Here is a 21,940-nt window from a genome sequence, read left to right on the forward strand (position 1 = left end):
CTGGTGCAAGCATGACGTCGGGCGAGCAGTGGCTCCGTGTCGGTGAGGCCGACCGGATCCGGGCGGAGATCGCGGCCGAGCGAGCGTTCATCGACAAGGTGGTGACGTTCATCGGCGGGTCCGCCGTGGTCGGTCTGCTGCTGGCTGTCGCCGTTCCGTTGTTCGCGCGGGCGACTGGCGGCTGACGGTCGCGGGGCCGAACCTGCATTGGAGTGCAGCGCGCGTCTACGACTCGGTGCGTGCTCTGTCCGTCGAGCAGTCGCTCACTGAGTACTTCGGTGAGAATCCGTCGGCCGGGCTGGTCAAGGACGTCGATGCTGCCCGTGGCGAGAACGGCGCCGTGGCTGTCGAGGTGTCGGAGAAGTTCGCCGATGGTGTCCTGTTCGTCACGTACACGAAGCGGGACGAGCGACGTGTCATGCATGTGAAGTGGGTCGAGGCGACCGCCGATGAGCAGTCCGCCATGACAGCCACGAAGTAGAACCACCCGGTACACCCGTGCTGTCGCTGGCCGATGTTGTCGTGTTGTGGTTTCTTCGGCCGGAGCGCAACAACTTCGGTCGAGGTGTAAGAAAATCCACCGTCCGACCCCTTAACCCACTCGAGGACGATTCGGGTGAAAAACTTTGATCGAAGTGCACCAAAACGGACGCTCGCACCCATTAACCAACTAGAGGGAAGGTTCGGGTGAAGAAAGTTCGCAGGCTCGTACTGTGAAACGTCACCCGACTCGAACTCATTGTTGACGGAGCCACTCGGGCCCGTCATGGAGTCGAGGAGTAGGTCATGGCGGTCGAGTTCAACTTCCACTTTTCTCGCAAGGACCAACCACGCCCGGCCGGGCCCGCGCCGCGTCGTTGGGTGACGTGGTTCGTCGCGGTCGGTGCTGTCGCGCGGGAGGTGTGGCACTGGCTCGGGTGAAGTTGTCGTGTCCCGATTCTTCGGGCTCAGCCTCAACACTTTGACCTGCCCGGTCCGGTGCGTGGCTGGGCAGGTCGAGTCCTGATCGGTGGCGGGTCTGGTTGTGGGCTTGAACCGGTATGAGTGACGCGCAGATGGTGGTCATCGAGTACCGCAAGCCCGACGGTGGGTTCATCCGATCGGACCGGTTCCACGTCCTTCGGGTGCCGGTCGTCGGCGAGGAGGTCTGGGACGCCCCGGACCGCACCACGTACGTCGTCTCGAACGTCTCATGGGATCGCGACTACAAGGACGCCGAGTGGTTGACCCCGGTCGTGACCGTCACCGCGAAGCCCGACTGGGAGCAGGACCGATGAGCGCTTCCAGCACGATCGTGAACATCGAGTTCTACGACGGACAGAAGCACACCGCCTACGAGCAGGTGTCCATGCCGCGCGTTCCCGTCGCCGGAGAGATCATCACCTACAAGGCTCACGCGTACAAGGTCGACGAGGTCGAGTGGGCCGTGTCGGCGGGTGGCTGGGGCACGCTCGAAGCGACCCCGTTCCTGACCGTGAAGAAGGAGCAAGACTGATGAGTGAGTTCCGCCCCAACGACGACGCGCTGCTGCGAGTCAAGGTCACCGAGGTGAGCGGCTCGAGCGTCGAGGTGTCAATCCCGACCCGACCCGCGCCGGAGTACCTGACCGTGAATGTCGCGGACCTGCTGGCCCGTGACGTCCCCGGCCGTGACGAGATCGTGGACGAGCACGCCGAGTCCGTCTTCACCTCGCTGGCGTCGCCCGTGCAGACCGGACGCAGCGAAGCCGAGATCAAGGCGCTGGATCTGTTGGAGCAGGCGCTCTTGTGGCGCGTGAACGGCATGGGCGGCGTACCTCTCGACGAGATCCGGGCGTGGGACGTAGCGGCGGAGGGTCTGCTCCGCGCGGTCCGGGTCGCCGCCACCGAAGGGAGCAAGTGAGCATGATGGAGATCGAACGCGTGGCCGAGCGTATCGCCCGGGACGCCGAGGACCGAGGCGAGGGAATCTGCCGCACGTGCGCCAAGCCCATCTGGAACGAGGGTGGGACCATCAACGGCCGCGAGGTCGAGGAGGGATGGTCGGACCGCATCGCAGGTCGCGACTCGCTGGTCTGCTTCGCAGCGATCGACTACCGCCACGTCCCACTCACGGGACGCGAGGCGTTCCTCTACGACCTCGCCTACCAGCGCGGCGCCGCCACGGCTGCCCGGGTCACCGACACCGAGAAGGAGAAGGACTGATGGTACGACAGAAGTACGTCTCGACCGAGGCCGAGAAGCAGGCTGCCGAGAGGTTCAACGGGCCGTTCTCGAACCCGTCCTTCGACGCGTTCATCGAGGGTTGGGACGCCGCACTCGCACACCTCGCCAGCCTCTCTGACCCGACGGGTGTTGAGTACCCGGATGTCGCCAAGGTCGTTTGGGAGACGTCCCGCGCCGACGAGGGAACGATCAGCGCGACCGGCGCGAACCACGTCGCGAAGGCGCTGCTGGCGAAGTTCAAGATGGAGGCACGATGACCGACAACTTCTTCGACATGGCGCAGGCGACCGCCCTGCGAATCCTGCCGAGCACCGAGCCCGACGAGATGCCGTACGAGTACAACCTGTCGTCGGTCGATGGGGTGACCGTGTGCCGGTTCTATCAGGACGAGCCGACCGGGCTGGCGGTCATCGTCGCGGAGGACGGTTCGTTCCTGCTGGTGAACGAGCGTGTGCCCAAGGACGCCCACATCGCGGCGTTCCTCGACGGGCGACGCACCGACCCGAAGTGGTTTACCGGTGTGGAGCGTTCCCACCCGGACTTCGCCCGACTGGTGGCTCGGGAGGAGTCGGCGCGGGTGCTCGGGTACACGAAGGGCGACGTGAACCACAACGTCCAGCCCATCATCGGGATGCTGCGTCTGCGCCAGCGTGACCGTGAGCCGTTGTCCGAGGTGGACTTCAAGCGGGCCATCGAAGCGCTCACGAAGGCGACGTACGCGGAGACGGCGTGGCTCGCAGAGCAGGACGGCCGTTGATGGTTCCGCAGGTCGGCGACGTCTACCGGGCCGTCCCTCCGCGAGGGGTGAATGGTGACGCGGCGATGGTGCTGGTCACTGGTGACTTCATCGGCGTCGCGACGCGTGCGGTGACGCTGCTGTCCCCGGACGTGGAGTTCGCGACCCCGGCCGACCTCCTGCTGCCGCGGGCCGGTTCGTTGCGTCCGTACGACCTGCTGGTCGAGTCGGACATCTTCGGGTACGTGTGGACCGACCAACTGGACCGACGACTTGGGGCCGTCGACGACGGACTGATGAATGACCTGACCGCAGTGCGGCTCGACGAGTCAACGAGTCGTGGCCCGGCCGGTCCGCCCCTGTTGAACCGAGACGACCCGCGGTGGGCGTTCAAGGAGGCCGAGTTGGCGCGGCTTCGAGTCCTGACGTCCGACTGCGCCGGGTACCTGATTGACGGGTGAACTCTTGCCGCATGTGCTGGAGCGTGACTGACAATGCCAATCCCACCCCGTTGACGCCTGAGGTGATCGCGGAGACTCTCGCTGAAGCGGAGGCGTTCCTCGCCGACATTGAAGCCGTGCCGGAGTCAGGACGCGTCCCGATGCGTTCGGAGAAGTTCCACGGGCCCATCGGTCTCCCCGACGAGCACTGATCGACGGGTGACCTGCCTGCGGGCTTACATGGGTAGCCTGAACGGCAGCATCACCCCCGAGCGAGGAGAACCCAATGGCGAAGAGTGCGGCCCGGCAAGCACATGACGAGGCTCGCGTCCGTGCGGCCGAGTGGTACGCGGTCATCGACGAGGACGCCGACTTGGACTACCTGCTCAACACGGCTCTCCCGCAGGCGAAGGAGGTGACCGAGGACGCGAAGCGTTCCCCGGACGACCGCCTGATGGCCGCGATGACCCTCGAACTGATCGCCGCTGGCATCACGAAGCGTGTCGCGTACGAACTCTGACCCACGACCTTCTTTCGAAGCGGCCTGACCTGAACACGGGGTGGGCCGCTTCGCTGTTCCTATCCGCCTGATCGGTGGCTGCACGTCGTCGGGTCTTGAACTAGGCATGGACAACATCGAGAAGGCCCGTTGGGCTGACGACGCGTTCGACGTTCTGGTCACCCACGAACTCGCCGAGATGAAGGGGTACGCCAACTCGGCGTTCGTCGAGTCGATGATCAAGTACGACATGGGCCACGGCGACTACATGGAGATCCCTGTCCTCGCCCCGAACGGCACGTGGGTGAAGGTGCTCGGCTCGTCCTTCGACGTTCGTCCCGACGGCACCCGCGGAATGCTGTGGCGGCTGCACGCTCAGTCGTCGTCGCTGCGTGCCCGCATCCCTGACGCGCAGGCTGACCTGTTCGAGGTGCAGCGTCGTTTCGAGGACGCCCTCAACCTGTCCGCCCACCCCTGAACATCCTGAAAGGCCCCACCGTCATGACCGACACCACCGACCAGCGTCGCTGGATCCAGCGTGAGCCCGGCTTCCTCGTCCGCTCAGGGGAGGAGTACGCCTACAAGTCCGGCGAGAAGGTGATGACATCCGTCGCAGCGTTCGACTTCATGGTCGCTAAGGGCGTCTACATCGCCACACCCGGAGTGCCCGTCAGCGCGCTCATCTCGGACGACCCCGACGATCCGACGCTCGCCGTCGTCGGTACTCGCGACGGCCGCCCGGTCATCTCGCAGTGGTTCATGGACGGGTCGCATCTCGTTCCGGCTGAGCCGGTGGACGACACCCCCGTCGAACTCATCACGTCCGTCGAGGTCGTCGAGACGTACAACCCGAAGACGCATGTCGCGGTCCCGATGGACCCGACACCGCAGATGGTCACCGAGGCGCTCTGGGTGTACGAGCACGCGCCCGCGCCGTCCGTCATCGGTGGCGGGGGAGGACGGGAGAACCTCAAGAAGCAGTTCGTCGAGATCGTTCGTGCCGCGCTCATCGCAGGGAGCCAGCAGTGACCGACACCGAGGAGTTCGTGCCGAAGCGTCGCCCCATCGACGGGGAGATCAACCTCAACGGCGAGGTGTTCGTACCGTTGGCCGAGTACGAGCGGGTGCTGGACGAGAGCGGGGATCGTCGCCGCACGCTCGCGATGGCGCACATGCACCTGTCGTTCGGGGAGAACTCCGAGGCGTTGCGACGCATCGAGGCCGACACCGGCGACACCTTCGAGAACGCCCGGGCGGTCCGGTCGATCCTGCTGTCGGTGCGCGGAGGGAACCTGTGAGGACGCTCGAGCAGATGGTGGACGACGCGATCGCCGACCAGAACACGCCCCGCCAGAGCGTTCCGACGTTCGACAAGACGATGTGGATGCTCCGGCAGATGACCGTCACCCCGAGGGCCGTGGTGTTCAGCCCGGAGACGGGAGAGACCCGATGACCGCCGTCGAGATGCTGGCCGCCGAGATTCACGAGGCGAACACGGCACTGCACGACTGCTACCACGGTGACGAGCCCGGCGCTGTCCCGCAGTGTGTCGAGGTGGCCGCGCGTATCGTTGCGCAACGCGATGGTCGGGTCGATTCGGACGAGATGGCCGCCCGTCAGAGTTTGGCGGTGTTCCTGTACGCGAAGCATCGAGGTCAGCAGTACGTCGGTCATCGCAAGCAGATGCCCGAGACGTTCGACGAGTTGGCTGACCACTCTCAACGCATTTGGCTTGACGAGGCGGCGGAACTGGTCGCTGCGATGTGTGGTGAGACGTCGTGAGGTGGGAGATCGTCGCGGCCCGGCTCGTTCTGCAGCAGTGCCGGGACGCGCTCGCGGACATCGAGAAGGATCTGCGTGCCCGACCGGCCGTAGCGAACGTCGTCTTGCAGTACGTGCAGGCGGCCGAGAAGGCACTCGCGAACATCAACGCCGACGACGTGGACACCCTCCCGGTGTTCTCCACGGTCGTGCTGTCGGCGGTCCGTGACGAGTTCGACGCGTTGGGGGCGTCCACGGATGCCGAGCGCATCATCGTGGAGTGCATCGAGATCGAGTTCGACACGTTGTTGGCCGCGACGCCGACCGTGGAGCAGGTTCGTGAATGTGCCGAGGCGTTGTACCGGTTGGAATGGGAGGCGGACCTGTACGTGCTTCCCGTCGTGACGGCTACGGCTGTGCTGTACGAGTCGCGTGCGGCCCGGTTGCTCATGTCGGACTGGTACTGGAAGGTCCGCTCGAACGGCTGAGCGGGTCCGGTCTTGCATAGACATGGGCGTAGGGACATCACAGATGGAGAAGGACGAGAACATGCAGGTTCGCACGATGATCGGCAGCGAGGTGACGATCGAGACGTTCGACGATGAGCAGGTCGAGAAGGTGTGCGCGTCGATGCATCACGGTTTCGGGTTCGAGAACGGTCACCCGGACTGGGACACGAACGCGCACCGTGAAGGCGCCGCGTGGGAGGTCTGCCGTGTTCACACGACCGCGACGGCTCAGGCTGCCCTGTCGGCCATCGGTCAGGTCGAGGTGGAGAAGCGTCCGGCGGAGTGGCTGGACATCCCGACCGGCCCCGAGAACAAGCGTCTGCTGTCGGTGAACGGTGCCATCGGCTTGTTCTACCGTCACGAGATGGCGGTGTTCATGTTCGGTCCGAGGGGTGAGGGTGTCCACGTGTGCAACACCCCGCAGGTGACGTCGGTGGAGCCGGTATCCGTGGAGGGGTCGAAGTGAGCGCCGAGAGTACCGAGGGGGCGGAGTTCATGGTGACCCGCGACGAGGTGCGGGAGGTGTTCGTGGACGCGATGGTCTCCGAGGTGCTCGCCGAGGAGGCGCGTCTCGCGAACGGCCAGTTCGTGTCGCTCACGCCGGAGTTCGAGGCTGAGGTCGCCGAGGCGTTCGGAGGGTTCTTCGACAAGGCGTTGCCGGAGACCAGCGAGTCCCGGTGGATTCACGCGCTCCTGCCGCACGTGTGCAAGTGCCGTGAGGCGTTCGGTCATCTCGCCGAGTGCCACATCGCTGCGCAGTCCGCGTTCAGGTCGCTGGTTCGTGATGGTTTACTCCCGTCGGATCCGTACTCGCTACCCAACTAGGCCGTCTCACCATGTGAGACATCTGGGCGTCGCCGATCGGGGTTGATGCGGGTCGAGGGCTTGAACAGGCATGACCGTACTTCGCGCCGACGTCCACGACGACCTCCAGAGCGTCTTCACCAAGTGGAGGGACACCGCCAAGGGGGTCGGGGAGACCGAGGCTGCGCTCGTGTACCGCGACGCGTTGAGCATGCTGGTCCCGGCGCTCGCGGATACCGATGATGATGCGCTCGCGTTCCTGAACGACCTGTCGTGGCGGTTCGAGGACGGTCACGCCCGCAACTTCATGGACCCGAGCGCCGACACCGCGTGGGAGCGGGTCAAGCGTCGCCATGCGATGCTGACCGGTGCGGTCCTTCGGGAGCAGACGTCCGCTGCTGGTGTCTGCCAGTCCCTCACTGTCGTGTTCGAGCGGAAGGCGGGGGAGGAGCGCGACGACGCCCGCACCATCTGGCTGGCCGCTGCCCGTCACCTCGCGACGTGCGAGGCCCTGCGTCCGACGTCGGCTGCGGAGATGCTGGTCGAGATGGCTGAGTGGACCCGTTTCATGAAGTCCCGGGACGAGTACCGAATCGGTCGTCCCGAGGTGTGGGAACAGGTGCTGGCGAAGGTCGTCGAGACCGGTGAGGCGCTGCCGAACAGTCGTCCCACCAAGTGAGACGGGCGTGGTCGGCGGTCTGCCGATCGGAACCGTCGCATCTTCGGTCTTGTACCGACATGAGTGGTGTGCAGCCGTCTTGAACGGTTTCCCCATCTGTCATCTTCAACCGTAGGAGCCCCAGTCATGAGCCGTCGCGAGAATCTCATCGAGACGATCCGGAAGGTACGTCATCGTTGGGCGCCGTCGTCCGGGTTCACGGGCGAGGTCGCGTTGGGCCCGAAGTCCCTCCACGCGCTCGCCGAGGCGTTCATCGCCGACGGCTGGCATCAGTCCCGTGGCGCGAAGGAACTGCACTTCGACGCGCACGACATCCTGCGTGTCCACGAGCGGTCGAGCATCGGTGAGGAGGACTGGTGCGTCGGCTGCGACATCTTCGTGGACGACTTCGAGCATCATCTCGCTCAGGTCATCAACGAGGCGTTCTACGACGAACTCGCCAAGGACCGCCCGAACGTCACCGAGGACGAGACCCGCCAGTTGGCCGCAGTTCTCGCGGACACCGACATGGGTGAGGACTCCCCGGGTGTGGAGGGCCTGACCGACGAGGACATCGACCCGTACCTCGATGTGGCGGTCGAGGCTCTCGTGTTCGTCCGTCGTCTCGACGGGGGTCTCTGATGCACGGGCTGTTGTCGTACCGTCCGCGCCCGCAGAGTGCGTCCACGCACATCGTCCGGGTGCTCACCGACGACCCGGGGTTCGGTGTGTCGGCTGGGGATGAGTTCGAGGCGGTCCGTTACTGGCTGGACCCGCGCGAGAAGTGGACCCTGCTGCGTCGTCTCTCTGACGGGTTCGATCCCGAATGCAACCAGTACGCGCACGACATCGAGGTCGTCAGGCCGATCGGGGTGAACGAGTGAACGACGACATCGAGTACATGACGGTCGCGGTCCGAGTACCGGTCCGACGCACCGGGAGTGGCGCGCCAGATCCGGTGGCGTCGCTGCGTGACGAGATCGCCAACTGCATAGAGCATGTGCTCAACGAGGTGGAGTCCGCGGACGGTGACTTGCTCGCGGTCTGGGTGGCTCGCATGATGGCTCCGGCCGTGGTGCCTGACCAGTCTGCACTGTCCGGCATGGCGGTGGACGCGTCGCCGGGCCCGTGGTTGCAGGAGTTCGTTCCGGTCGGGGACGAGGACGGGACCATCGGCTACGAGCCGACGAATCGCTGGTCGACGGCCGACGCCGCGAACGAGGACGTCTGGTTCGAGGCGGACACGGCCGAGGATGCCGGTCTGATTGTCGCGTTGCGTAACGGTGCGCTCGCGGAGCAGTCCCGCGTGTGGCAGCGTCCGGTGATCAACTTCGACGCGATCGCGGCGGCGTTCCATTCCGGGGACGGCTGGTATCCGGTGAAGTTCGCGGTGCAGGAGATGGTGGACGGGTTGTTCCCGTCGCCGACCGAACCGTTGGACCGGCAGTGGGCTGAGGTGTTCCTGAACGAGTGGTCGCGCCCGTACTTCGGTGCCGACGCTCGTGACGCGCTCGCGTCCGTGATGCGTGCAGCCCGCGTCGCTGGTCTGGCCGTGTCGGCGCCGAAGGTCACCACGACGGACGTGAACCGTGCCGCACAGGTCTACTACGAGGCGTCGGGTCTGCCGATTCCCAGCATGACTGACAAGCCGAAGGTCGTGGAGGGCCTGCTCGCGGCGCTCGAGGCCCTCGGTGTTCGGGTGGTGGACTCGTGAACTGGTTGAAGCGTCTGTTCGGCTCGAACCGTGACCCCGTGGAGGTGTTCACGTGCGAGGTGTGCGCGTCGCCGGATGTGAAGCGGTCAGGCATGTGGGATTTCTGCCCCCAGGGCCACCAGTACATCGGTGCCCGTATCGACGAGGAGGCGTCAGCATGACGACGGCTGTGGAGGTTCTGGCGTACCGGGCCGCGTACGTGGAAGTCACCGAGGACGAGACCGCGATCTGCGGATGGGGGATCGTCATCGAAGGCGTCGACCATCCCGTCGAGCAGATCGAAGCCGCCGTCCGGCACGAGCACGGCGACGGATGGGAACGTCTCGCTACGCAGGTGGAGCACCTGCAGTACGTGCCACGCATCAAGAGGTGCGAACGTCTCGACGGGTGGGGTTGCGACTTCGAGGGGGAGTGGCACGCCCACTGGACGGCCGTCCGCCACAATGACGCCGCCAAGGTCTGCTGCCACACGGTCGTCGTGCCAGTGTGGGAGCGCCCCGGAACGAAGGTTCCCTCGTGAGCGGGCAGGACAGGGACGAGCGGATCTGTCCGACGGACGGGTGTCCCGGAGACGGCCGGTACGCACCTCCGGGTCGAGGTCATCTCGAGGGATGCAACTACCTCACCCCCGCGAAGGTCACGAGCCGTGAGGTGAAGGGAACCGCGTACCTCGAAGTGGGAGTCGGCCGGGTCATGGATGCGTTCCCGACCTCCGACGGCGATGTGGAGGCAGCGTTCATCGAGGTCGACTCGTTGAACTTCGGCGTCGTGCGTGTGTGGGTGCCCGTGGAGGTGCTCACCCCGGCTTCGGACGATGTCAGCCCGCGCGAGGAGCCGAGGTCGATGTTCCGTGACGTGTTCGAGGAGTCGAAGCGTCGTAACGCGATGATCCCTGAGCATGCGCGCATGGTGGTCACGAACCCGGCGTTGAGCGCTCACACCCGCCCGGCCGAGTACAAGGCCGACGCGAAGGTAGGCCGGTGGACGGTCCCGGTGTTGAGCCGTGAGGACGCGGAACGTCTCATCGCGATCGGTGAGAAGTACATCGAGGCGGGTCGTCTGCATCTGGAACTGCTCGATGAGGGGACTCGGCACGATGGCTGAATGTCCCACCTGCTCAGGGACCGGGAAGGTACCGGACCATGTCGCTACGGCGTTGAACGCCGAGGCCACCGCGACGACTGGCGGTACGTGTCACTGTGATGGCCCGCCTCACCAGTACACGCGCCCGTGGTGCCCGGCATCGGGTCCGGTGACCGGCCGATGAGCGCGGATCTGTCTTCTCGCGTGGCCGCGGTTCGCGCCCTGCACGAGCCGGTCGCTGTCGAACCTGATGGCGTCGTCTGTGTCGAGTGTTCGTGGCGTCTACCCAATGGTCGGTTCTTCGGGAAGATCGTCCGTTACCCGTGCCCCACGTTGGAGGCCCTCGATGAGTGAGTTCACGTTGTCTGACCCGACACCGCGCCGGTTCACCGAACGCGACATGTTGGACGCCTTGCAGGACCGTTACGACAAGATCGTGAAGAACGGCCCGTGGACGGGCAAACGGTTCGTCCGTGCTGAGCACGTCCCGGTCGGTTTGTCGGGGGAGCGGTATCGGATCGCGGACTTCATCGCGATGGACACCCAGTCGTTCTCCCGGGGCCGGTGGAACACACCCAGTTATGAGACTCAGCGGGCGCCGGTGTTCCACGGGCACGAGGTGAAGGTGTCCAGAGCGGACTGGTTGACCGAGTTGAAGACCCCCGGCAAGGCCGAAGCGTTCAAGAAGCACATGCACTTCTGGTGGCTGGTCGTGTCCGACAAGACGATCGTTCGTGACGACCTGCCCGACGACTGGGGTCTGATGGCGCTGACCACGGCGGGAACACTTCGGGTCGTGAAGCAGGCGCCGTTGCTGACGCCCGAACCGATGGACAACTCGCTGGTCGGCGCGATCGTGCGCGCGAGCGTGAAGACCGAACTGCGGGTCGCTGCCGAGCAGGCGGCGCTGGAACTCGTTGGGGTCTGATCGGGTCCGGTGCTCGCGATGGTCTTGAAGGGGTCATGAAGGACATCCCTGTCGAGCCGACCGACAACATGGTGACCGCTGCGATGACCGCGTTCGCTGGCACTCTCGGGATCCAGTACCCGCCCGTGGGAAGCCCGGTGGACGTGGCAATCCGGAACGCCGTCCGTGCTGCTCTCGCCGAGGGTGCCGGGCTGGCGCAGCCGAAGCGTGAACGTCCCCGCCCTCCGCGCCGGGCCCGTGCTGGGTTCGAGCGGGTCATCCCTCGTGAGGAGCGGGTGTCGTCGTACGAGCAGGGTGCCGCCGATGAGCGTCGCCGTCACGAGTTCGACGAGCACATGCGCCGTGGATGGGAGCAGGACAACGGCCGGGACGACCGGTTCAGCCTCACCTGACCGTTGGGTTCTGATCGGGCACCGCGCCCACTGTGGCCTTGACGGTGTCATGACGATTACCGCGACGGTCGTGACCCCCGCAGGGGTGAACCGTGACGCCCTCGAGGCGGACATCCGCGAGTGCCTGTTCACCGACGCGGACACCGAGTTCGAGGTCGAGGCGATCGCCGACATGCTCATCGAGAAGGGCTGGGTCGGTGCCCGGTCGCAGCCGGTGTTCGTGCCCGAGACCGAAGCCGAGGCCGCGGACTGGGCACGGTTCGGCAAGCGGTTCTTCCCGGCACGCAAGGGGTCGTGATGTCTTCGAACCGGATCACCCTCACGCCGCGCGAGGCCGCATCACTGGACCGGCTGCTGGACGCGTACCTCGCCACCGCGGACCCGGACGACACCCCCGGGCACGCCACCTTGTCGAAGTTGCGCACCAAGTTGGCGGGGCTCGACATGGACCACACCGAACATGAGGAGAAATGATGACCGACCCGACCAGCGACACGTTCCCCGACTGGGCGCCTGTCCGTGGCGAGTTCGACCCGCCGTCGGGCTGGTACCCGTTCGGCACCCACGCCGGATGGGACACCGGTGAGGTGCCTGTCATGGAGTTCTCCGAGCAGACTGACGACGCAGGGATGCCGCTGTGGGAGCGCCCGTTCGCGCGACCCCTCATCTCAGACGTCCGCGCGGTCGCCGCAGCCATCTACGCGTCGAACCCGGACTTCGACGCCGCCGGTGCCGCTCACGGGTACGACGACATCGAGGTCATGGACAGTGACCTTCGCAAGTTGGCTTCCTCGCAGGCGGTCGCCGCCTTGCACGCGTTCGGTGTCACCGACGTGGACGTCCAGACCGGTGAAGCGGTCGCTCGGGTGGGGGCGTGGGTGGAGTTCGATCGACGCAACCAGCCGGACCGTCCCGAGGACCAGCCACTGGGCATCGCGTACGAGCGGTATCCGGTGACGCGTCGGGACTTGGACACCCTCGTGAACGCAGTCGCCCGATGATCGGTTCGGGGTTCGGTGGGGGCTTGGTGACAGCATGACCATGACGACATTCGACGCGGCCGACATTCTGACCGGCGAGTTCACCCGCGAAGCCCGTCTCGCCGACTCTGAGCGGGCCGCCCTCACGTTCTCGACCATCGCGACCTACATCCGGTTCGCTGAGGGTCTGAGCGGCTCGGTCGACGACCTACTGCACGACGTGGAACTGTTCACCCGGCGACTCGGGTCGGCGTACAGCATCAACACGCACGTGAAGGTCGCATGCGAGACCGCCGTCGCTCGCATCGTGCTGCTGCAGAAGGTGCTCGACCACGCCTGAACCCTTCACGGCATCATGGACGGTGACACCACACAGGAGGGGTTCGGTTTGCAGAGCAAGCAGTTGACGGTCGACTTGCACACCCGACGCGAGGAGGCCCTCGCCCGGAGCGCAGAGGTCGAAGCGAACACGTGGCTGGACTTGGAGTTGACCGTCTGGGGCGCCTCGGAGGGTTTGCCGGAGGAGTGGCTGCCGAAGTTCTACCGGTCGGTGCTCGCGAGCCGGGACTCGTCGTCCGACGCCGTGAAGAAGGCCGTGTTCGAGGAGGCGCTCCCGCTCGTCGTGAAGAACGCCCGCCGACTGAGGGTGACGATCCCGGGTGTCGTCGGCCCCTACCGGAACAGCCAGCCTGCTTCCTGATCGGTGTCGGGTGTCGTTGAGGGCTTGAACAAGGCATGAAGACCTCCGACCTCATCGTGATGCTGTCCTCCCTGTTCGCTGGCGCCCGTGACATCTCCACCGGTGACACCGCGGCCGTGTACACCGAAGCGCTCGCTCTGCTGCCGCAGTCAGAGGTGGACTACCCGAACCGGGGCGTCCTGTACCTGTCCGACCTCGCAGCCCGCATCAAGACGGAGCGGTTCCTGAGCCTCGGCTCGTGGGAGAAGAACAAGACGTGGGGCATCGTGCAGGACATGGTGGAGCGTCTCTACCAGCGTGAACTGGCTGACCTGCGCGCCGAGGCGGCCGCAGCATGACCACCATCGACGTCCTCACCGACCGGCTCATGGGTCTGGTGACCGAGTACGAGACGGCCGACGACCAGTACGCGGCGACGGTGGTCGCGAAGGCAGCGAACCTGTCCATCCACCTGCGCTCCGGTGACCCGGACGCCGAGTTCACGTTCCTGTACGTGATGCACCGGGTCGCTGCCGACCTCACCGAGCATCTGGATGGCGACCCGGGGGTCGAGAAGCGCATCGCTGAGGTCATCGCCGAGGTCGCCGAAGCCGAGGGCATCACCATCGACCCGGCCGCGCTCACCAAGGACCAGTACTTGTCCCGGTCGGACATCGCCAACAGCATCTGAGCAGACAGACCCCGGCAGGGTTGCGATCGAATCGTCGCCCGGCCGGGGTCTTGTGCTGTCCATGAGCAGCGACCCCAAGCAGCCGGACGGCGCGCGAACAGAATTCGAAGAACTCGTCCGCCGGTGGTTCCCGCACGACCACATGGTCCTCATCGAGCAGTTCCGCCACGAGCAGACCAAGACCAAGTACGACCGACCCAGAGGAGCCCGACTGTGACCGAGACTCCCGGGCCCACGCTCGCCGAACTGCTGGAAGAACTGGGTGATATCCCGATTCGGTTCTGGTCCTGCCCTGAGCATCACCGCAGCATCATCGAATGGGAGGGCGACGTCGCCTACTGTCGCGAGCCCGGCTGCCCCCTGAACTCGTCCCTGCCGCGCCTGTTCGCTGTCGTCGCGGAACGTCGTTGCATGTACGCAACCTACGACCCGACCGACGGTGCGAACTGCCAGTTCCCCGGATACGTCCTGCGCGCGTACACCGACCGTGGTGAGGCGACAGCGTTCGTGGAGAAGTGGAACGCCGAGCATCGCGCGCAACGTTCCGACGCCACCCACACCTGCAAGGTCGAAGTCCACCCGGTTCATCTCGTCCCCGCAGGAGCGTGAACACATGACCGAAATGAACGAGTGGCCCATCCCGGTCCCTGACCCGGACTTCGAGGCGAAGCGCAAGGCGGCGTTCGAGTCGTATTTCGAGAAGACCAACGCGATCGCCGAAGCCGTCAAGGAGGAAGCCGCCGCTGAGGAGCGCGAGGTGGGTCCGCTCGACGCGCTGTTCGCGATCGCTGACGCGCGAGACAACGACGATGACGAACCGAACCTCCACATGACCGACCCCGGACGGTGGGCTGCCCTGTCAGCCGCGATCCCGGGCCTGCTGGTGGAGTCCGCTGGCGGCGCGTGCCCGTACCAGTCCGAAGGCACCATCAAGGGATACCCGTACTACTTCCGCTACCGCAGCGGTCACGCCTCGTTGAAGATCGGCATGCCGGGCACGAAGCCGTACGGGTGGGACACGGTGTTGTGGGACGCGTCGAAGCAGCACGGCGACGACTACGACGGGTTCTTGGAGCCTGAGGAGTTCGCGAACCTGATGATCGAACTGGTCCCGCAGTTGGAGCGTGCCCCGCGTTGGTGGCGTGTCCCCGGGAACAAGGTCAGGTTCCGTGAGGTTCCGGACGACATCACAGGCGACATGAAGGTGGAGGCCTACGTGACGGGCGAGCAGGACGACACGTTGTGTGTCGCGTACACCGCTGAGGAGGCGGTCGAACGGCTCACCGAGATGGCCCGTAGCGGTGTCGGCGGCCGGGTGGGTGACTACTCGCATCTGCTCGGCTTCGACGTGGATGCCATCGATCCCGACGACCGGGTGTGGCCGGATCCCGAGCCGGTGTTCGAGACGACCGTCGCGACGATCGGTGACGTGATCGGTCGGGACTGACCGGTCGGACTTGAAGCAGGCATGAGAATCGATCTGGATCGCCTCGAGGAACTCGCCGACAACGCGACGCGCGGCCCGTACCGGGTGGAGATGGTCGGCGACATCGACCACAAGCACGCAGTCATCGAAGGGCTCGCGACTGAGCGGTACGGCCGTAACAACGTGTCGTTCGGTGAGGACCGCGCGACCGCCGAGTACATGGCTGCGCTCGATCCGGACATGGTGAAGACCCTCGTCGGTGAGGTACGTTCCGCCCGCGCTGGTCGCCCGGCGGTGAACCCCGACGGTGCTGTGGAGGTGTTGGCCGGACACCTGATCGGGCTCGACCACACCGACGACTTCATTCGCGGGTTCGGAGCCGAGATGAGCGAACTGGACGACTGGGAAGCAGACGCCGCCCGCCGTGAGGCTCGCGAGATCATCTCGCTGGTGCTCGACACGCTCGGTATCGTCACCGCGTCGAAGGAGTCCTGATGTCCAAGCCCGGCCAGTGCGTCATCTGCCACCACTCGAACCCGCACGGCCACTACGAAGGCCACCGGTGCGGCGCGAAGAACCGTCACGGGCACGCGTGTCTGTGCGACAAGACCGCCCGGTGGGCCCGCGTTCTTGGCCTTCGAGACGCCAACGGGGTCGGCATCCGTGTCGGTGACGTGGTCACTGTCCCGGGTCAGCCCGGCGCCGCACTCGTCGTCGAGACGGCCCGCAAGAGGGTCACCGTGGAGTGGGACGAAACGAGCGGAAAGACCGCCGCCCGCGTGAAGGTTCCTGCCCGTTCGGTGGTGGTGATGACGCTCGACTGCTCGTACGAGAAGGACGAGTGGGAGGCGGACGTCACCGATTGGGATGGTTCGTCGCTTGGCGGTGGCATGTTCCTGATGTGTGATGTTCACGGGCACCCCGGTTCATTCACCGTGTACGAGAACCCGCCCCTTGCGCCGCACGGCCCTTGCCGGATGTACTTGGCGTTTCTGGGTCGTTTCGACTTCCGTGAACTCACCGATCCGTTCGACAAGACCGCCAAGGTGTTCTGAAAGCCAACGTGTTCGCGAAGACGCAATAGACCGACGCGACCGGATGGGACCGACACCTGCGCACGCCGAGCACAAGAAGATCCCGACCGAACTGCGAACGCAGGCCAACTGATCGAGTGGCGGCTCTCGGCTGGGCTTGAACGGGGTATGAGTAACTTTCACGACTGGGTGAACCGCCAGCCCGGCGACATCATCAAGGCGGACGCGCCGTGGGCGTACCGCAACACCGATGGCAAGGTCGTCGAGGGTAAGCCGATGCCGATGGACTGGGCGGTCACCGAGGGAACCAACGTGTGGACTCCTCGTCACATCCCCGGACTCGATGACGTCCCGTTCCGTGGCGACGGTGTCGTCGGCTGGGCCGTCAGCGAGGACGGCGACCGGTACTTCGGCACGTGGCTGCGTCACCCGACGTACCTGCTCGACGACGCCGGTGAGGACGTGATCTTGGAGAACCTCGTCGCGTTCGAGAAGGCTGTCCTCGCTCCCGCACGCACGCACGTGGTCGTGTCCCGTGACGTCCTGTCGGACCTGCTCGGTTCGGCGCGTGACACGGCGACGAGGAACGCGAAGCGTGTCGTGGCGGACCTGCTGGCCGAGAGCGAGTGACTGCGATGCCGAAGATGTTCCCGCCGCCGTTCAAGGCCAACCGGGCGCCCGCTCCCGTCCCTCAGTCCAAGCCTGCGAGCCGACTGCTTCGATCGCTCACCCTGTACCGGGAAGTGCTCCCGGTGTCGAAGAACGGGAAGCGCACCCTGCGTCCGGTGAAGTTCCTCGAGGACGCCGACATGGTGGGTTCACGTCGCAGCGACCACAGCGACGCCGACTGGCACATGCTTCTGCTCGACCTGAACCGCGACGCGCGGCTGTTCGCGTCTAAGACGCCCGGCCACTTCCACCTGATCGTGGACGCCGACATGACGTGGGTCGCCTACAAGCGGCTGCTCAAGGCGCTGGTGAAGGCTGGTGTCGTGGAGAAGGCGTGGGTGGACGCGAACACGCACGTCGGCCAGATGGTGCTCGCCACGGGCGACAAGACCGGCGCGCTGGTGGACCAGTTGGGTTCGTACAAGCAGGTGAGCGAGCACGTCTACTCGGGGTACGACTCGTGGACCGAGACGTACCTGAAAGAGACGCCCCTGAACCGTTCGGCGTACATCGGGTCACGCAAGAAGGACTCCAAGCGGCACATGCTGCTGCTCGATCTGGACCGGGCTACCGAACTGCATGAGTCCCGTCACCCGGGTCACCAGCACTTGGTGGTGGACACGCGGATGACGTGGCCGCAGTACAAGCGGGCGCTCAAGGCGTTCGAGAAGGCCGGGCTCATCAGTTGGCAGCAGTTCGAGGCTGCCCGAGCGTCGAAGCAGACGTACCTCACCAAGAGTCGCTCGGCCTGATCGGTTCACGGGCGTTTCTGGGCTTGTAACGAGTGAGAGCAGCACCTCCAAAGCACCCAAGGAACCTCATGGCAGACGCAAAGACCCTCCCGACCGTGACTGAACTGGTCGACGAGTTGGTGGTGGCGCACGAGAACAGCCGGTTGGAAGAGATTTTCCACCTGACGAACCAGATCGTCGCAACCCGCCGCATCGAGACGTCGACCGAGGCGTGGCGTTCCCTGCCGGTCGGTCAGGGGTACGCCCGGGTGGCCGTCGTGAACGGCGCCCTCGGGCGGTACTTCCGTGACGAGCACGGTTCGGTGTTCACGTGGGACATGGCCGGTGACGGCACCCCCGTGGAGTGCGGTCTGGCTGATGACGTTCGCAGCGTCGCGTTCACGGTCATCGCCAACGAGAAAGAGACGGTCATCGACAAGGAACTCGTGGAGGAAGCCGCCCGGCTGGTCGAGGGCCGAAGGGACGCCACCGGCACCCCGTTCCCGTTGGACGCGCGAGGTGCCGAGGCGCTGCTGTGCGCGATCGCTGACGAGGAGACGAAGCGGAAGGCCGAAGACCGGTGGTGACCGTGAAGAGGACGTTCAACGAGGAGCACATCGACGCCGCAGCGGCTGCGATGCATGACGAGAAGTTCAAGGGTGCCCGTGACCATGAACTGTGGGACACCCCCTCCCATCGTGAGGGCGGATGGTTCGCCGCCTGCCGCAACGAGTACCTCTCCACCGCACGTCTCGCGCTCGGCGCGGTGAACGGGACGGTCGAGGTCATCGACGAGCCGGAGTGGATGAAGATCCCCGAAGGCTCCGCAAACGCCGTCGTGGCGGCCGTCAACAAGGTCGTCGGCACGTACTGGCGGGACATGCGCCGCGGCCACCTGATGATGGTGGACCCGCTCACCGACAACGCCGACGCCGTCCGGTTCGACTTCGTGGAGACCGTCGAACTGGTCGAGGTGCTCCGCCCGTCCGACGTCGCGGTCCCACGCGAGGTGGTGGAGCGTGCCGTGAAGGTCCGCGATGACGAGTTCGCGTCCATCACGGACAACGCCGAGGTCGTGCACCTGCTGGCGGACGTCCTGAGCCCGAAGGCTGGCGGCCGATGAGCGCCCTCGGACCGAACTTCCCGACCACCCGTGAGGATGCGGCTGAGGGTCGCATCAACGGCATCCTCGGCACCTACTACCGCGCGGTCGAGGACTTGCGCGCGTGGACCCCGGGTGGCAGCAAGTTCGTGTGTGACATCTCGGAGGTGGACTCGTGGGAGCCGTTCACCTCTCCCACACCCGCGACCGCAGGCGCCCCCGTGGAACCCGAGCCGGTCGTCGCCCCGGACAGCGAATCGGTCGGGCCGGACCTCGTGGACGCCGTCCAGTGGGTCGGCGTCCCCGGACCTGTCGTGCACTTGCTCGCCGACGAGGACGGCAAGACCTACGGCTACGGGTACGGCGACGGCGCCTCGATGGTCTTCTCGTACGCGCACGGGCAGGTCATCGTGAACTACGACCAGTGGGTGGCCCTGTGGTCCGACGGGACGGTCACCGTCCACGACACCGAACCTCTCGGCTGAACCGACATGGAGAACACCCAGATGACCGAACCGACCGTCGAATCCCTCGTTGAAGCGACCCGGGAGCCGGTGTGATCATCGACCTGCGGGACGAGTACGCCCGCGCCATCTACGCCCTGAACCCTGACCTGCAGCCGTGGGATGGGGAGCCGTTCACATTCGACGAACCGCGGAACGTCACCGCCAAGCGTGACCTCGCCATCCGGCAGGCCGACGCGCTCATCGCCTCGGGTATCGCCCCGGCCGTCGTTCACGAGAGCAACGACTGGGGTAGTGAGCGCCTGAACCACTGGACGAAGGAACCGTACATCGAGTACGGCGGCACCGACCCGGGCGGCCGTTACGTCGCCCGGTTCGACCGTGACTTGGCCGCCTCGGATGCCCGAGGTCGCGGCAAGCCCCTCCTGACGCGTGTCCGCCGCGACTTCCAGATGTACCTCGGCGAGTGGACGCCCGCCGACCCCACCACCAGCGAGGACTGAACCTATGACCGAGACCGACGACATCAACACGCATCGCATCTCCGCGCTCGCCGACGCCATCGTGAAGATCGCCGAAGCGACCGGAATGGTGGACAACCCCGGCCCGATGACGGGTCCGGAGGTGCTCATGCTCGCTGAGGACACCGCCGAGTACGTGCGTGAACTCGTCACGACCGGCTCCATCACCCGAGTCACCAGCCCTGTCGTCATCCTCGAAGCGATCCGTACCGGCCAGCAGGAGTTCGCGAAGTACGCGACGGCACGATCTGACGCCCACCCGGGCGCGCACACCGTCGGGCTTCCGTCGTACGAGAACTGGCAGGCTCAGTGGCCTCACCGTCAGACGGCCGAGTTCATCAGCAAGGCTGTCGCGAAGGCCCTCGCGAACACGCCGAAGGTCGTCACCTCGGTGACCGCTCTGGGCACCGAGGTCACCACGTTCGAGCAGTTCCACCTGCGGGACGCCTCCGGGACGGTCCTCGGCACGTACAACACGCTCGAGGACGCGAAGCGGGACTTCCGGGACGGCCTCGAGATCGTGTCGCAGGAGGTCACGTACCACCGTCTGGTCGGTCACGGTCATCTCGTGCATGGCGGAACCCCGTACGCAGATCGGTGAGAGACCCTGTCCGGGCTTGAACCGGGCATGACTGTGAAATTCATCGTCTCGCGTGAGGCGTGGTGGTACGACGCGAACAAGTCCGCGCTGGGTGACGCCTTCACGGACGTCCTCAACATCATCCACGACGACTGGGAGTTCATGGTCGTCGAGGTGGACCTCGGCCGTTACGGGGACGCGCTGCAGGTCAAGGTGTTCGACGACGCGTGGAAGGCGTTCGACGCCATCCCCGAGTTCTTCGAGGGCCTCGCGGACCTCGGAAAGGGCGCGACCGTCGAGGACATCATCGACCTGATGGTGTCCCTCGGGTTCACCGACGGCACCGAACGCGAGACGCCCGCCCGATACCGGAAGGACTGAGACGATGGACGACCTTCTCGACCTGTGCGCGGTGTTGCGCGGCTACATCCACGCCGACGACTACTGGGTGACCGTCAAGGCGACCGAATTGACCGCGCTGCTCGATGCCACCGAGGGCACCGACGCGTTGGCGCCGTTCGACCGCAAGGTGCTCCGCAAGGCGGTCGCGAAGCACGACTACTGGATGCCGGTGAAGGTCACCGAACTGACCGCCCTCATCGACCACATCGAGGCGACCCGAGGAGTGACCCCATGAGCACTGATGTCGCTGGCGTGTGCGCGAGGCTTCGCGCAAGCATCGAACCGGACCAGAAGATGACGCTCGTCACGAAGAATGCCCTGTCCGTCCTGATGGCGGCAACCTCCGGGACGGCCGTGCTGGGTGAGAACCTCCGGAACGACCTGCTCGCCGAGATGGAGAACCGTTCCTTCGTGGACGTGGACACCCGGATGCTGCTCGCGCTCGTCGATGCCGCCGAGGATGCATCCCGCACGAAGACCGGCAAGGCGTTCGACGACCTTCGGGCCCTCATCAAGACGCACCGACCGAACTACGTCACCGAGGGCGTCTACGACCCGGACCCGAACCTCTCGACGATGTACACGCGCGTGAAGTGCGAGGGCGACTCCTGCGACTTCTACACAGCCGACTCGTCGTGGTTCGTCGCGCTCGACGAGCACGACACCCACCTCGCGCAGGTACTCATGGAAGCGGGGTACGCGCGTGGTTGACCGGGAGCCGGGCAAGGTGTTCACCGACGAGATCGTGGAAGGGAACTGGATCGTTCCTCCGGGCCGCAAGCAGCCGATCGAGGTGATCGCCCAGTTCACCGACCCGGACACCAACACGCAGGTGTTCGAGTTCGCGTGCCTGACCAAGCGGCGTGGCCGTGTCGCATTGCGGCTGCAGCGCACCGATCAGGTCGCCATCGTCCCCGCGAGCGAGGTGTAGAG

General features: G+C 65.7%; 52 protein-coding genes. All 52 read left to right on the forward strand.

Features of this window, described 5'->3' with window-relative positions; all coding sequences use genetic code 11:
* Window positions 1-11: 11 nt before the first annotated feature.
* The 52 genes from AB3M81_RS08310 to AB3M81_RS08565 all read left to right on the forward strand — a co-directional run bounded on the left by AB3M81_RS08310 (window position 12) and on the right by AB3M81_RS08565 (window position 21,938).
* A complete protein-coding gene (locus AB3M81_RS08310; RefSeq protein ID WP_412903424.1) occupies window positions 12-185 on the forward strand; it encodes a hypothetical protein in 174 nt (57 codons plus the stop codon).
* Window positions 186-235: 50 nt separating this feature from the next.
* On the forward strand, window positions 236-481 hold the full coding sequence (locus AB3M81_RS08315; protein WP_412903425.1) for a hypothetical protein: 246 nt from the start codon (window positions 236-238) through the stop codon (window positions 479-481).
* A 305-nt stretch (window positions 482-786) separates the two neighbouring features.
* A complete protein-coding gene (locus AB3M81_RS08320; RefSeq protein ID WP_412903426.1) occupies window positions 787-921 on the forward strand; it encodes a hypothetical protein in 135 nt (44 codons plus the stop codon).
* Window positions 922-1,040: 119 nt separating this feature from the next.
* Window positions 1,041-1,277, forward strand: a complete 237-nt coding sequence (locus tag AB3M81_RS08325) for a hypothetical protein (RefSeq protein WP_412903427.1) — start codon at window positions 1,041-1,043, stop codon at window positions 1,275-1,277.
* Window positions 1,274-1,495: a hypothetical protein gene (locus AB3M81_RS08330; protein ID WP_412903428.1), complete on the forward strand. Its 222-nt coding sequence runs from the start codon at window positions 1,274-1,276 to the stop codon at window positions 1,493-1,495. Before AB3M81_RS08325 ends, AB3M81_RS08330 begins: the two co-directional genes overlap by 4 nt.
* Window positions 1,495-1,881, forward strand: coding sequence for a hypothetical protein (locus AB3M81_RS08335; protein WP_412903429.1), 387 nt, complete (start codon window positions 1,495-1,497; stop codon window positions 1,879-1,881). Before AB3M81_RS08330 ends, AB3M81_RS08335 begins: the two co-directional genes overlap by 1 nt.
* Window positions 1,882-1,883: 2 nt before the next feature.
* Window positions 1,884-2,183, forward strand: coding sequence for a hypothetical protein (locus AB3M81_RS08340; RefSeq protein ID WP_412903430.1), 300 nt, complete (start codon window positions 1,884-1,886; stop codon window positions 2,181-2,183).
* Complete coding sequence (locus tag AB3M81_RS08345) at window positions 2,183-2,461, forward strand: hypothetical protein (RefSeq protein ID WP_412903431.1); 279 nt, start codon at window positions 2,183-2,185, stop codon at window positions 2,459-2,461. The genes AB3M81_RS08340 and AB3M81_RS08345 overlap by 1 nt, the downstream gene beginning before the upstream one ends.
* Window positions 2,458-2,961, forward strand: coding sequence for a hypothetical protein (locus AB3M81_RS08350; RefSeq protein WP_412903432.1), 504 nt, complete (start codon window positions 2,458-2,460; stop codon window positions 2,959-2,961). Before AB3M81_RS08345 ends, AB3M81_RS08350 begins: the two co-directional genes overlap by 4 nt.
* A gap of 65 nt (window positions 2,962-3,026) precedes the next feature.
* Window positions 3,027-3,401 (forward strand): hypothetical protein, encoded by a 375-nt coding sequence (locus AB3M81_RS08355; protein ID WP_412903433.1) that lies wholly within the window; start codon window positions 3,027-3,029, stop codon window positions 3,399-3,401.
* A gap of 23 nt (window positions 3,402-3,424) precedes the next feature.
* Window positions 3,425-3,592, forward strand: a complete 168-nt coding sequence (locus tag AB3M81_RS08360; RefSeq protein ID WP_412903434.1) for a hypothetical protein — start codon at window positions 3,425-3,427, stop codon at window positions 3,590-3,592.
* A 74-nt stretch (window positions 3,593-3,666) separates the two neighbouring features.
* Window positions 3,667-3,900 (forward strand): hypothetical protein, encoded by a 234-nt coding sequence (locus tag AB3M81_RS08365; RefSeq protein WP_412903435.1) that lies wholly within the window; start codon window positions 3,667-3,669, stop codon window positions 3,898-3,900.
* Window positions 3,901-4,006: 106 nt separating this feature from the next.
* Window positions 4,007-4,357, forward strand: a complete 351-nt coding sequence (locus AB3M81_RS08370) for a hypothetical protein (protein WP_412903436.1) — start codon at window positions 4,007-4,009, stop codon at window positions 4,355-4,357.
* Window positions 4,358-4,380: 23 nt separating this feature from the next.
* Window positions 4,381-4,908 carry a hypothetical protein gene (locus AB3M81_RS08375; RefSeq protein ID WP_412903437.1) on the forward strand — a complete coding sequence of 176 codons (528 nt, stop codon included), beginning with the start codon at window positions 4,381-4,383 and terminating at the stop codon, window positions 4,906-4,908.
* Window positions 4,905-5,177 (forward strand): hypothetical protein, encoded by a 273-nt coding sequence (locus tag AB3M81_RS08380; protein WP_412903438.1) that lies wholly within the window; start codon window positions 4,905-4,907, stop codon window positions 5,175-5,177. The genes AB3M81_RS08375 and AB3M81_RS08380 overlap by 4 nt, the downstream gene beginning before the upstream one ends.
* Complete coding sequence (locus AB3M81_RS08385; protein WP_412903439.1) at window positions 5,174-5,332, forward strand: hypothetical protein; 159 nt, start codon at window positions 5,174-5,176, stop codon at window positions 5,330-5,332. Before AB3M81_RS08380 ends, AB3M81_RS08385 begins: the two co-directional genes overlap by 4 nt.
* Entirely contained in the window at window positions 5,329-5,661 is a 333-nt protein-coding gene (locus AB3M81_RS08390) for a hypothetical protein (protein WP_412903440.1), read from the forward strand. The genes AB3M81_RS08385 and AB3M81_RS08390 overlap by 4 nt, the downstream gene beginning before the upstream one ends.
* On the forward strand, window positions 5,658-6,128 hold the full coding sequence (locus tag AB3M81_RS08395) for a hypothetical protein (protein WP_412903441.1): 471 nt from the start codon (window positions 5,658-5,660) through the stop codon (window positions 6,126-6,128). Before AB3M81_RS08390 ends, AB3M81_RS08395 begins: the two co-directional genes overlap by 4 nt.
* 91 nt (window positions 6,129-6,219) lie before the next feature.
* Complete coding sequence (locus tag AB3M81_RS08400) at window positions 6,220-6,615, forward strand: hypothetical protein (protein ID WP_412903442.1); 396 nt, start codon at window positions 6,220-6,222, stop codon at window positions 6,613-6,615.
* On the forward strand, window positions 6,612-6,974 hold the full coding sequence (locus tag AB3M81_RS08405) for a hypothetical protein (protein WP_412903443.1): 363 nt from the start codon (window positions 6,612-6,614) through the stop codon (window positions 6,972-6,974). The genes AB3M81_RS08400 and AB3M81_RS08405 overlap by 4 nt, the downstream gene beginning before the upstream one ends.
* A 70-nt stretch (window positions 6,975-7,044) precedes the next feature.
* Complete coding sequence (locus tag AB3M81_RS08410; RefSeq protein ID WP_412903444.1) at window positions 7,045-7,632, forward strand: hypothetical protein; 588 nt, start codon at window positions 7,045-7,047, stop codon at window positions 7,630-7,632.
* Between the two features lie 126 nt (window positions 7,633-7,758).
* Entirely contained in the window at window positions 7,759-8,253 is a 495-nt protein-coding gene (locus tag AB3M81_RS08415; protein WP_412903445.1) for a hypothetical protein, read from the forward strand.
* Window positions 8,253-8,495 carry a hypothetical protein gene (locus tag AB3M81_RS08420; protein ID WP_412903446.1) on the forward strand — a complete coding sequence of 81 codons (243 nt, stop codon included), beginning with the start codon at window positions 8,253-8,255 and terminating at the stop codon, window positions 8,493-8,495. Before AB3M81_RS08415 ends, AB3M81_RS08420 begins: the two co-directional genes overlap by 1 nt.
* Entirely contained in the window at window positions 8,492-9,325 is an 834-nt protein-coding gene (locus AB3M81_RS08425; protein ID WP_412903447.1) for a hypothetical protein, read from the forward strand. Before AB3M81_RS08420 ends, AB3M81_RS08425 begins: the two co-directional genes overlap by 4 nt.
* Window positions 9,322-9,486, forward strand: a complete 165-nt coding sequence (locus AB3M81_RS08430; RefSeq protein WP_412903448.1) for a hypothetical protein — start codon at window positions 9,322-9,324, stop codon at window positions 9,484-9,486. Before AB3M81_RS08425 ends, AB3M81_RS08430 begins: the two co-directional genes overlap by 4 nt.
* Complete coding sequence (locus AB3M81_RS08435) at window positions 9,483-9,845, forward strand: hypothetical protein (protein WP_412903449.1); 363 nt, start codon at window positions 9,483-9,485, stop codon at window positions 9,843-9,845. The genes AB3M81_RS08430 and AB3M81_RS08435 overlap by 4 nt, the downstream gene beginning before the upstream one ends.
* Window positions 9,842-10,429 carry a hypothetical protein gene (locus AB3M81_RS08440; RefSeq protein ID WP_412903450.1) on the forward strand — a complete coding sequence of 196 codons (588 nt, stop codon included), beginning with the start codon at window positions 9,842-9,844 and terminating at the stop codon, window positions 10,427-10,429. Before AB3M81_RS08435 ends, AB3M81_RS08440 begins: the two co-directional genes overlap by 4 nt.
* A gap of 325 nt (window positions 10,430-10,754) precedes the next feature.
* Window positions 10,755-11,336 (forward strand): hypothetical protein, encoded by a 582-nt coding sequence (locus tag AB3M81_RS08445; RefSeq protein ID WP_412903451.1) that lies wholly within the window; start codon window positions 10,755-10,757, stop codon window positions 11,334-11,336.
* A 35-nt stretch (window positions 11,337-11,371) separates the two neighbouring features.
* Window positions 11,372-11,728, forward strand: a complete 357-nt coding sequence (locus tag AB3M81_RS08450) for a hypothetical protein (RefSeq protein WP_412903452.1) — start codon at window positions 11,372-11,374, stop codon at window positions 11,726-11,728.
* 49 nt (window positions 11,729-11,777) lie between these two features.
* Window positions 11,778-12,026, forward strand: a complete 249-nt coding sequence (locus AB3M81_RS08455) for a hypothetical protein (RefSeq protein ID WP_412903453.1) — start codon at window positions 11,778-11,780, stop codon at window positions 12,024-12,026.
* Entirely contained in the window at window positions 12,026-12,202 is a 177-nt protein-coding gene (locus AB3M81_RS08460) for a hypothetical protein (protein ID WP_412903454.1), read from the forward strand. The genes AB3M81_RS08455 and AB3M81_RS08460 overlap by 1 nt, the downstream gene beginning before the upstream one ends.
* A complete protein-coding gene (locus AB3M81_RS08465; protein WP_412903455.1) occupies window positions 12,202-12,729 on the forward strand; it encodes a hypothetical protein in 528 nt (175 codons plus the stop codon). The genes AB3M81_RS08460 and AB3M81_RS08465 overlap by 1 nt, the downstream gene beginning before the upstream one ends.
* A gap of 34 nt (window positions 12,730-12,763) precedes the next feature.
* Entirely contained in the window at window positions 12,764-13,048 is a 285-nt protein-coding gene (locus tag AB3M81_RS08470) for a hypothetical protein (RefSeq protein WP_412903456.1), read from the forward strand.
* A 15-nt stretch (window positions 13,049-13,063) separates the two neighbouring features.
* Entirely contained in the window at window positions 13,064-13,408 is a 345-nt protein-coding gene (locus AB3M81_RS08475; protein WP_412903457.1) for a hypothetical protein, read from the forward strand.
* 35 nt (window positions 13,409-13,443) lie between these two features.
* Window positions 13,444-13,746, forward strand: coding sequence for a hypothetical protein (locus AB3M81_RS08480; RefSeq protein WP_412903458.1), 303 nt, complete (start codon window positions 13,444-13,446; stop codon window positions 13,744-13,746).
* Window positions 13,743-14,078: a hypothetical protein gene (locus tag AB3M81_RS08485; RefSeq protein ID WP_412903459.1), complete on the forward strand. Its 336-nt coding sequence runs from the start codon at window positions 13,743-13,745 to the stop codon at window positions 14,076-14,078. The genes AB3M81_RS08480 and AB3M81_RS08485 overlap by 4 nt, the downstream gene beginning before the upstream one ends.
* 61 nt (window positions 14,079-14,139) lie before the next feature.
* On the forward strand, window positions 14,140-14,295 hold the full coding sequence (locus AB3M81_RS08490; RefSeq protein WP_412903460.1) for a hypothetical protein: 156 nt from the start codon (window positions 14,140-14,142) through the stop codon (window positions 14,293-14,295).
* Complete coding sequence (locus AB3M81_RS08495) at window positions 14,292-14,687, forward strand: hypothetical protein (protein WP_412903461.1); 396 nt, start codon at window positions 14,292-14,294, stop codon at window positions 14,685-14,687. Before AB3M81_RS08490 ends, AB3M81_RS08495 begins: the two co-directional genes overlap by 4 nt.
* Before the next feature lie 4 nt (window positions 14,688-14,691).
* The gene (locus tag AB3M81_RS08500; protein WP_412903462.1) at window positions 14,692-15,525 is read left to right on the forward strand and encodes a hypothetical protein; all 834 of its coding nucleotides are present in this window, start codon (window positions 14,692-14,694) and stop codon (window positions 15,523-15,525) included.
* Window positions 15,526-15,615: 90 nt separating this feature from the next.
* The gene (locus AB3M81_RS08505; RefSeq protein ID WP_412903463.1) at window positions 15,616-15,999 is read left to right on the forward strand and encodes a hypothetical protein; all 384 of its coding nucleotides are present in this window, start codon (window positions 15,616-15,618) and stop codon (window positions 15,997-15,999) included.
* Window positions 15,999-16,559: a hypothetical protein gene (locus tag AB3M81_RS08510; RefSeq protein WP_412903464.1), complete on the forward strand. Its 561-nt coding sequence runs from the start codon at window positions 15,999-16,001 to the stop codon at window positions 16,557-16,559. The genes AB3M81_RS08505 and AB3M81_RS08510 overlap by 1 nt, the downstream gene beginning before the upstream one ends.
* Before the next feature lie 147 nt (window positions 16,560-16,706).
* The gene (locus tag AB3M81_RS08515) at window positions 16,707-17,168 is read left to right on the forward strand and encodes a hypothetical protein (protein WP_412903465.1); all 462 of its coding nucleotides are present in this window, start codon (window positions 16,707-16,709) and stop codon (window positions 17,166-17,168) included.
* A gap of 122 nt (window positions 17,169-17,290) precedes the next feature.
* Window positions 17,291-17,959, forward strand: coding sequence for a hypothetical protein (locus AB3M81_RS08520; protein ID WP_412903466.1), 669 nt, complete (start codon window positions 17,291-17,293; stop codon window positions 17,957-17,959).
* 95 nt (window positions 17,960-18,054) lie between these two features.
* Window positions 18,055-18,525, forward strand: a complete 471-nt coding sequence (locus AB3M81_RS08525) for a hypothetical protein (protein ID WP_412903467.1) — start codon at window positions 18,055-18,057, stop codon at window positions 18,523-18,525.
* Between the two features lie 2 nt (window positions 18,526-18,527).
* Window positions 18,528-19,061 carry a hypothetical protein gene (locus AB3M81_RS08530; RefSeq protein WP_412903468.1) on the forward strand — a complete coding sequence of 178 codons (534 nt, stop codon included), beginning with the start codon at window positions 18,528-18,530 and terminating at the stop codon, window positions 19,059-19,061.
* The gene (locus AB3M81_RS08535) at window positions 19,058-19,525 is read left to right on the forward strand and encodes a hypothetical protein (protein ID WP_412903469.1); all 468 of its coding nucleotides are present in this window, start codon (window positions 19,058-19,060) and stop codon (window positions 19,523-19,525) included. Before AB3M81_RS08530 ends, AB3M81_RS08535 begins: the two co-directional genes overlap by 4 nt.
* A 71-nt stretch (window positions 19,526-19,596) precedes the next feature.
* The gene (locus AB3M81_RS08540; RefSeq protein ID WP_412903470.1) at window positions 19,597-20,007 is read left to right on the forward strand and encodes a hypothetical protein; all 411 of its coding nucleotides are present in this window, start codon (window positions 19,597-19,599) and stop codon (window positions 20,005-20,007) included.
* 4 nt (window positions 20,008-20,011) lie between these two features.
* Window positions 20,012-20,626: a hypothetical protein gene (locus AB3M81_RS08545; RefSeq protein ID WP_412903471.1), complete on the forward strand. Its 615-nt coding sequence runs from the start codon at window positions 20,012-20,014 to the stop codon at window positions 20,624-20,626.
* Between the two features lie 27 nt (window positions 20,627-20,653).
* Window positions 20,654-20,986, forward strand: a complete 333-nt coding sequence (locus AB3M81_RS08550) for a hypothetical protein (RefSeq protein WP_412903472.1) — start codon at window positions 20,654-20,656, stop codon at window positions 20,984-20,986.
* Window positions 20,987-20,990: 4 nt separating this feature from the next.
* Window positions 20,991-21,242 carry a hypothetical protein gene (locus tag AB3M81_RS08555; RefSeq protein ID WP_412903473.1) on the forward strand — a complete coding sequence of 84 codons (252 nt, stop codon included), beginning with the start codon at window positions 20,991-20,993 and terminating at the stop codon, window positions 21,240-21,242.
* Window positions 21,239-21,718 carry a hypothetical protein gene (locus tag AB3M81_RS08560; RefSeq protein WP_412903474.1) on the forward strand — a complete coding sequence of 160 codons (480 nt, stop codon included), beginning with the start codon at window positions 21,239-21,241 and terminating at the stop codon, window positions 21,716-21,718. The genes AB3M81_RS08555 and AB3M81_RS08560 overlap by 4 nt, the downstream gene beginning before the upstream one ends.
* Window positions 21,711-21,938 carry a hypothetical protein gene (locus tag AB3M81_RS08565; protein WP_412903475.1) on the forward strand — a complete coding sequence of 76 codons (228 nt, stop codon included), beginning with the start codon at window positions 21,711-21,713 and terminating at the stop codon, window positions 21,936-21,938. The genes AB3M81_RS08560 and AB3M81_RS08565 overlap by 8 nt, the downstream gene beginning before the upstream one ends.
* The last annotated feature ends 2 nt before the right edge of the window (window positions 21,939-21,940 follow it).

Source organism: Aeromicrobium jepli (assembly GCF_047246605.1).
In the GTDB taxonomy this organism is placed as follows: domain Bacteria; phylum Actinomycetota; class Actinomycetes; order Propionibacteriales; family Nocardioidaceae; genus Aeromicrobium.

Coding starts and splice junctions, on each gene's coding strand:
- AB3M81_RS08310 (WP_412903424.1), top strand. CDS start 12: ATGACGTCGGGCGAGCAGTGGCTCCGTGTCGGTGAGGCCGACCGGATC.
- AB3M81_RS08320 (WP_412903426.1), top strand. CDS start 787: ATGGCGGTCGAGTTCAACTTCCACTTTTCTCGCAAGGACCAACCACGC.
- AB3M81_RS08325 (WP_412903427.1), top strand. CDS start 1,041: ATGAGTGACGCGCAGATGGTGGTCATCGAGTACCGCAAGCCCGACGGT.
- AB3M81_RS08330 (WP_412903428.1), top strand. CDS start 1,274: ATGAGCGCTTCCAGCACGATCGTGAACATCGAGTTCTACGACGGACAG.
- AB3M81_RS08335 (WP_412903429.1), top strand. CDS start 1,495: ATGAGTGAGTTCCGCCCCAACGACGACGCGCTGCTGCGAGTCAAGGTC.
- AB3M81_RS08340 (WP_412903430.1), top strand. CDS start 1,884: ATGATGGAGATCGAACGCGTGGCCGAGCGTATCGCCCGGGACGCCGAG.
- AB3M81_RS08345 (WP_412903431.1), top strand. CDS start 2,183: ATGGTACGACAGAAGTACGTCTCGACCGAGGCCGAGAAGCAGGCTGCC.
- AB3M81_RS08350 (WP_412903432.1), top strand. CDS start 2,458: ATGACCGACAACTTCTTCGACATGGCGCAGGCGACCGCCCTGCGAATC.
- AB3M81_RS08355 (WP_412903433.1), top strand. CDS start 3,027: ATGGTGCTGGTCACTGGTGACTTCATCGGCGTCGCGACGCGTGCGGTG.
- AB3M81_RS08365 (WP_412903435.1), top strand. CDS start 3,667: ATGGCGAAGAGTGCGGCCCGGCAAGCACATGACGAGGCTCGCGTCCGT.
- AB3M81_RS08370 (WP_412903436.1), top strand. CDS start 4,007: ATGGACAACATCGAGAAGGCCCGTTGGGCTGACGACGCGTTCGACGTT.
- AB3M81_RS08375 (WP_412903437.1), top strand. CDS start 4,381: ATGACCGACACCACCGACCAGCGTCGCTGGATCCAGCGTGAGCCCGGC.
- AB3M81_RS08390 (WP_412903440.1), top strand. CDS start 5,329: ATGACCGCCGTCGAGATGCTGGCCGCCGAGATTCACGAGGCGAACACG.
- AB3M81_RS08410 (WP_412903444.1), top strand. CDS start 7,045: ATGACCGTACTTCGCGCCGACGTCCACGACGACCTCCAGAGCGTCTTC.
- AB3M81_RS08415 (WP_412903445.1), top strand. CDS start 7,759: ATGAGCCGTCGCGAGAATCTCATCGAGACGATCCGGAAGGTACGTCAT.
- AB3M81_RS08420 (WP_412903446.1), top strand. CDS start 8,253: ATGCACGGGCTGTTGTCGTACCGTCCGCGCCCGCAGAGTGCGTCCACG.
- AB3M81_RS08435 (WP_412903449.1), top strand. CDS start 9,483: ATGACGACGGCTGTGGAGGTTCTGGCGTACCGGGCCGCGTACGTGGAA.
- AB3M81_RS08445 (WP_412903451.1), top strand. CDS start 10,755: ATGAGTGAGTTCACGTTGTCTGACCCGACACCGCGCCGGTTCACCGAA.
- AB3M81_RS08450 (WP_412903452.1), top strand. CDS start 11,372: ATGAAGGACATCCCTGTCGAGCCGACCGACAACATGGTGACCGCTGCG.
- AB3M81_RS08455 (WP_412903453.1), top strand. CDS start 11,778: ATGACGATTACCGCGACGGTCGTGACCCCCGCAGGGGTGAACCGTGAC.
- AB3M81_RS08460 (WP_412903454.1), top strand. CDS start 12,026: ATGTCTTCGAACCGGATCACCCTCACGCCGCGCGAGGCCGCATCACTG.
- AB3M81_RS08465 (WP_412903455.1), top strand. CDS start 12,202: ATGACCGACCCGACCAGCGACACGTTCCCCGACTGGGCGCCTGTCCGT.
- AB3M81_RS08470 (WP_412903456.1), top strand. CDS start 12,764: ATGACCATGACGACATTCGACGCGGCCGACATTCTGACCGGCGAGTTC.
- AB3M81_RS08475 (WP_412903457.1), top strand. CDS start 13,064: ATGGACGGTGACACCACACAGGAGGGGTTCGGTTTGCAGAGCAAGCAG.
- AB3M81_RS08480 (WP_412903458.1), top strand. CDS start 13,444: ATGAAGACCTCCGACCTCATCGTGATGCTGTCCTCCCTGTTCGCTGGC.
- AB3M81_RS08485 (WP_412903459.1), top strand. CDS start 13,743: ATGACCACCATCGACGTCCTCACCGACCGGCTCATGGGTCTGGTGACC.
- AB3M81_RS08490 (WP_412903460.1), top strand. CDS start 14,140: ATGAGCAGCGACCCCAAGCAGCCGGACGGCGCGCGAACAGAATTCGAA.
- AB3M81_RS08500 (WP_412903462.1), top strand. CDS start 14,692: ATGACCGAAATGAACGAGTGGCCCATCCCGGTCCCTGACCCGGACTTC.
- AB3M81_RS08505 (WP_412903463.1), top strand. CDS start 15,616: ATGGTCGGCGACATCGACCACAAGCACGCAGTCATCGAAGGGCTCGCG.
- AB3M81_RS08510 (WP_412903464.1), top strand. CDS start 15,999: ATGTCCAAGCCCGGCCAGTGCGTCATCTGCCACCACTCGAACCCGCAC.
- AB3M81_RS08515 (WP_412903465.1), top strand. CDS start 16,707: ATGAGTAACTTTCACGACTGGGTGAACCGCCAGCCCGGCGACATCATC.
- AB3M81_RS08535 (WP_412903469.1), top strand. CDS start 19,058: ATGAGCGCCCTCGGACCGAACTTCCCGACCACCCGTGAGGATGCGGCT.
- AB3M81_RS08545 (WP_412903471.1), top strand. CDS start 20,012: ATGACCGAGACCGACGACATCAACACGCATCGCATCTCCGCGCTCGCC.
- AB3M81_RS08550 (WP_412903472.1), top strand. CDS start 20,654: ATGACTGTGAAATTCATCGTCTCGCGTGAGGCGTGGTGGTACGACGCG.
- AB3M81_RS08555 (WP_412903473.1), top strand. CDS start 20,991: ATGGACGACCTTCTCGACCTGTGCGCGGTGTTGCGCGGCTACATCCAC.
- AB3M81_RS08560 (WP_412903474.1), top strand. CDS start 21,239: ATGAGCACTGATGTCGCTGGCGTGTGCGCGAGGCTTCGCGCAAGCATC.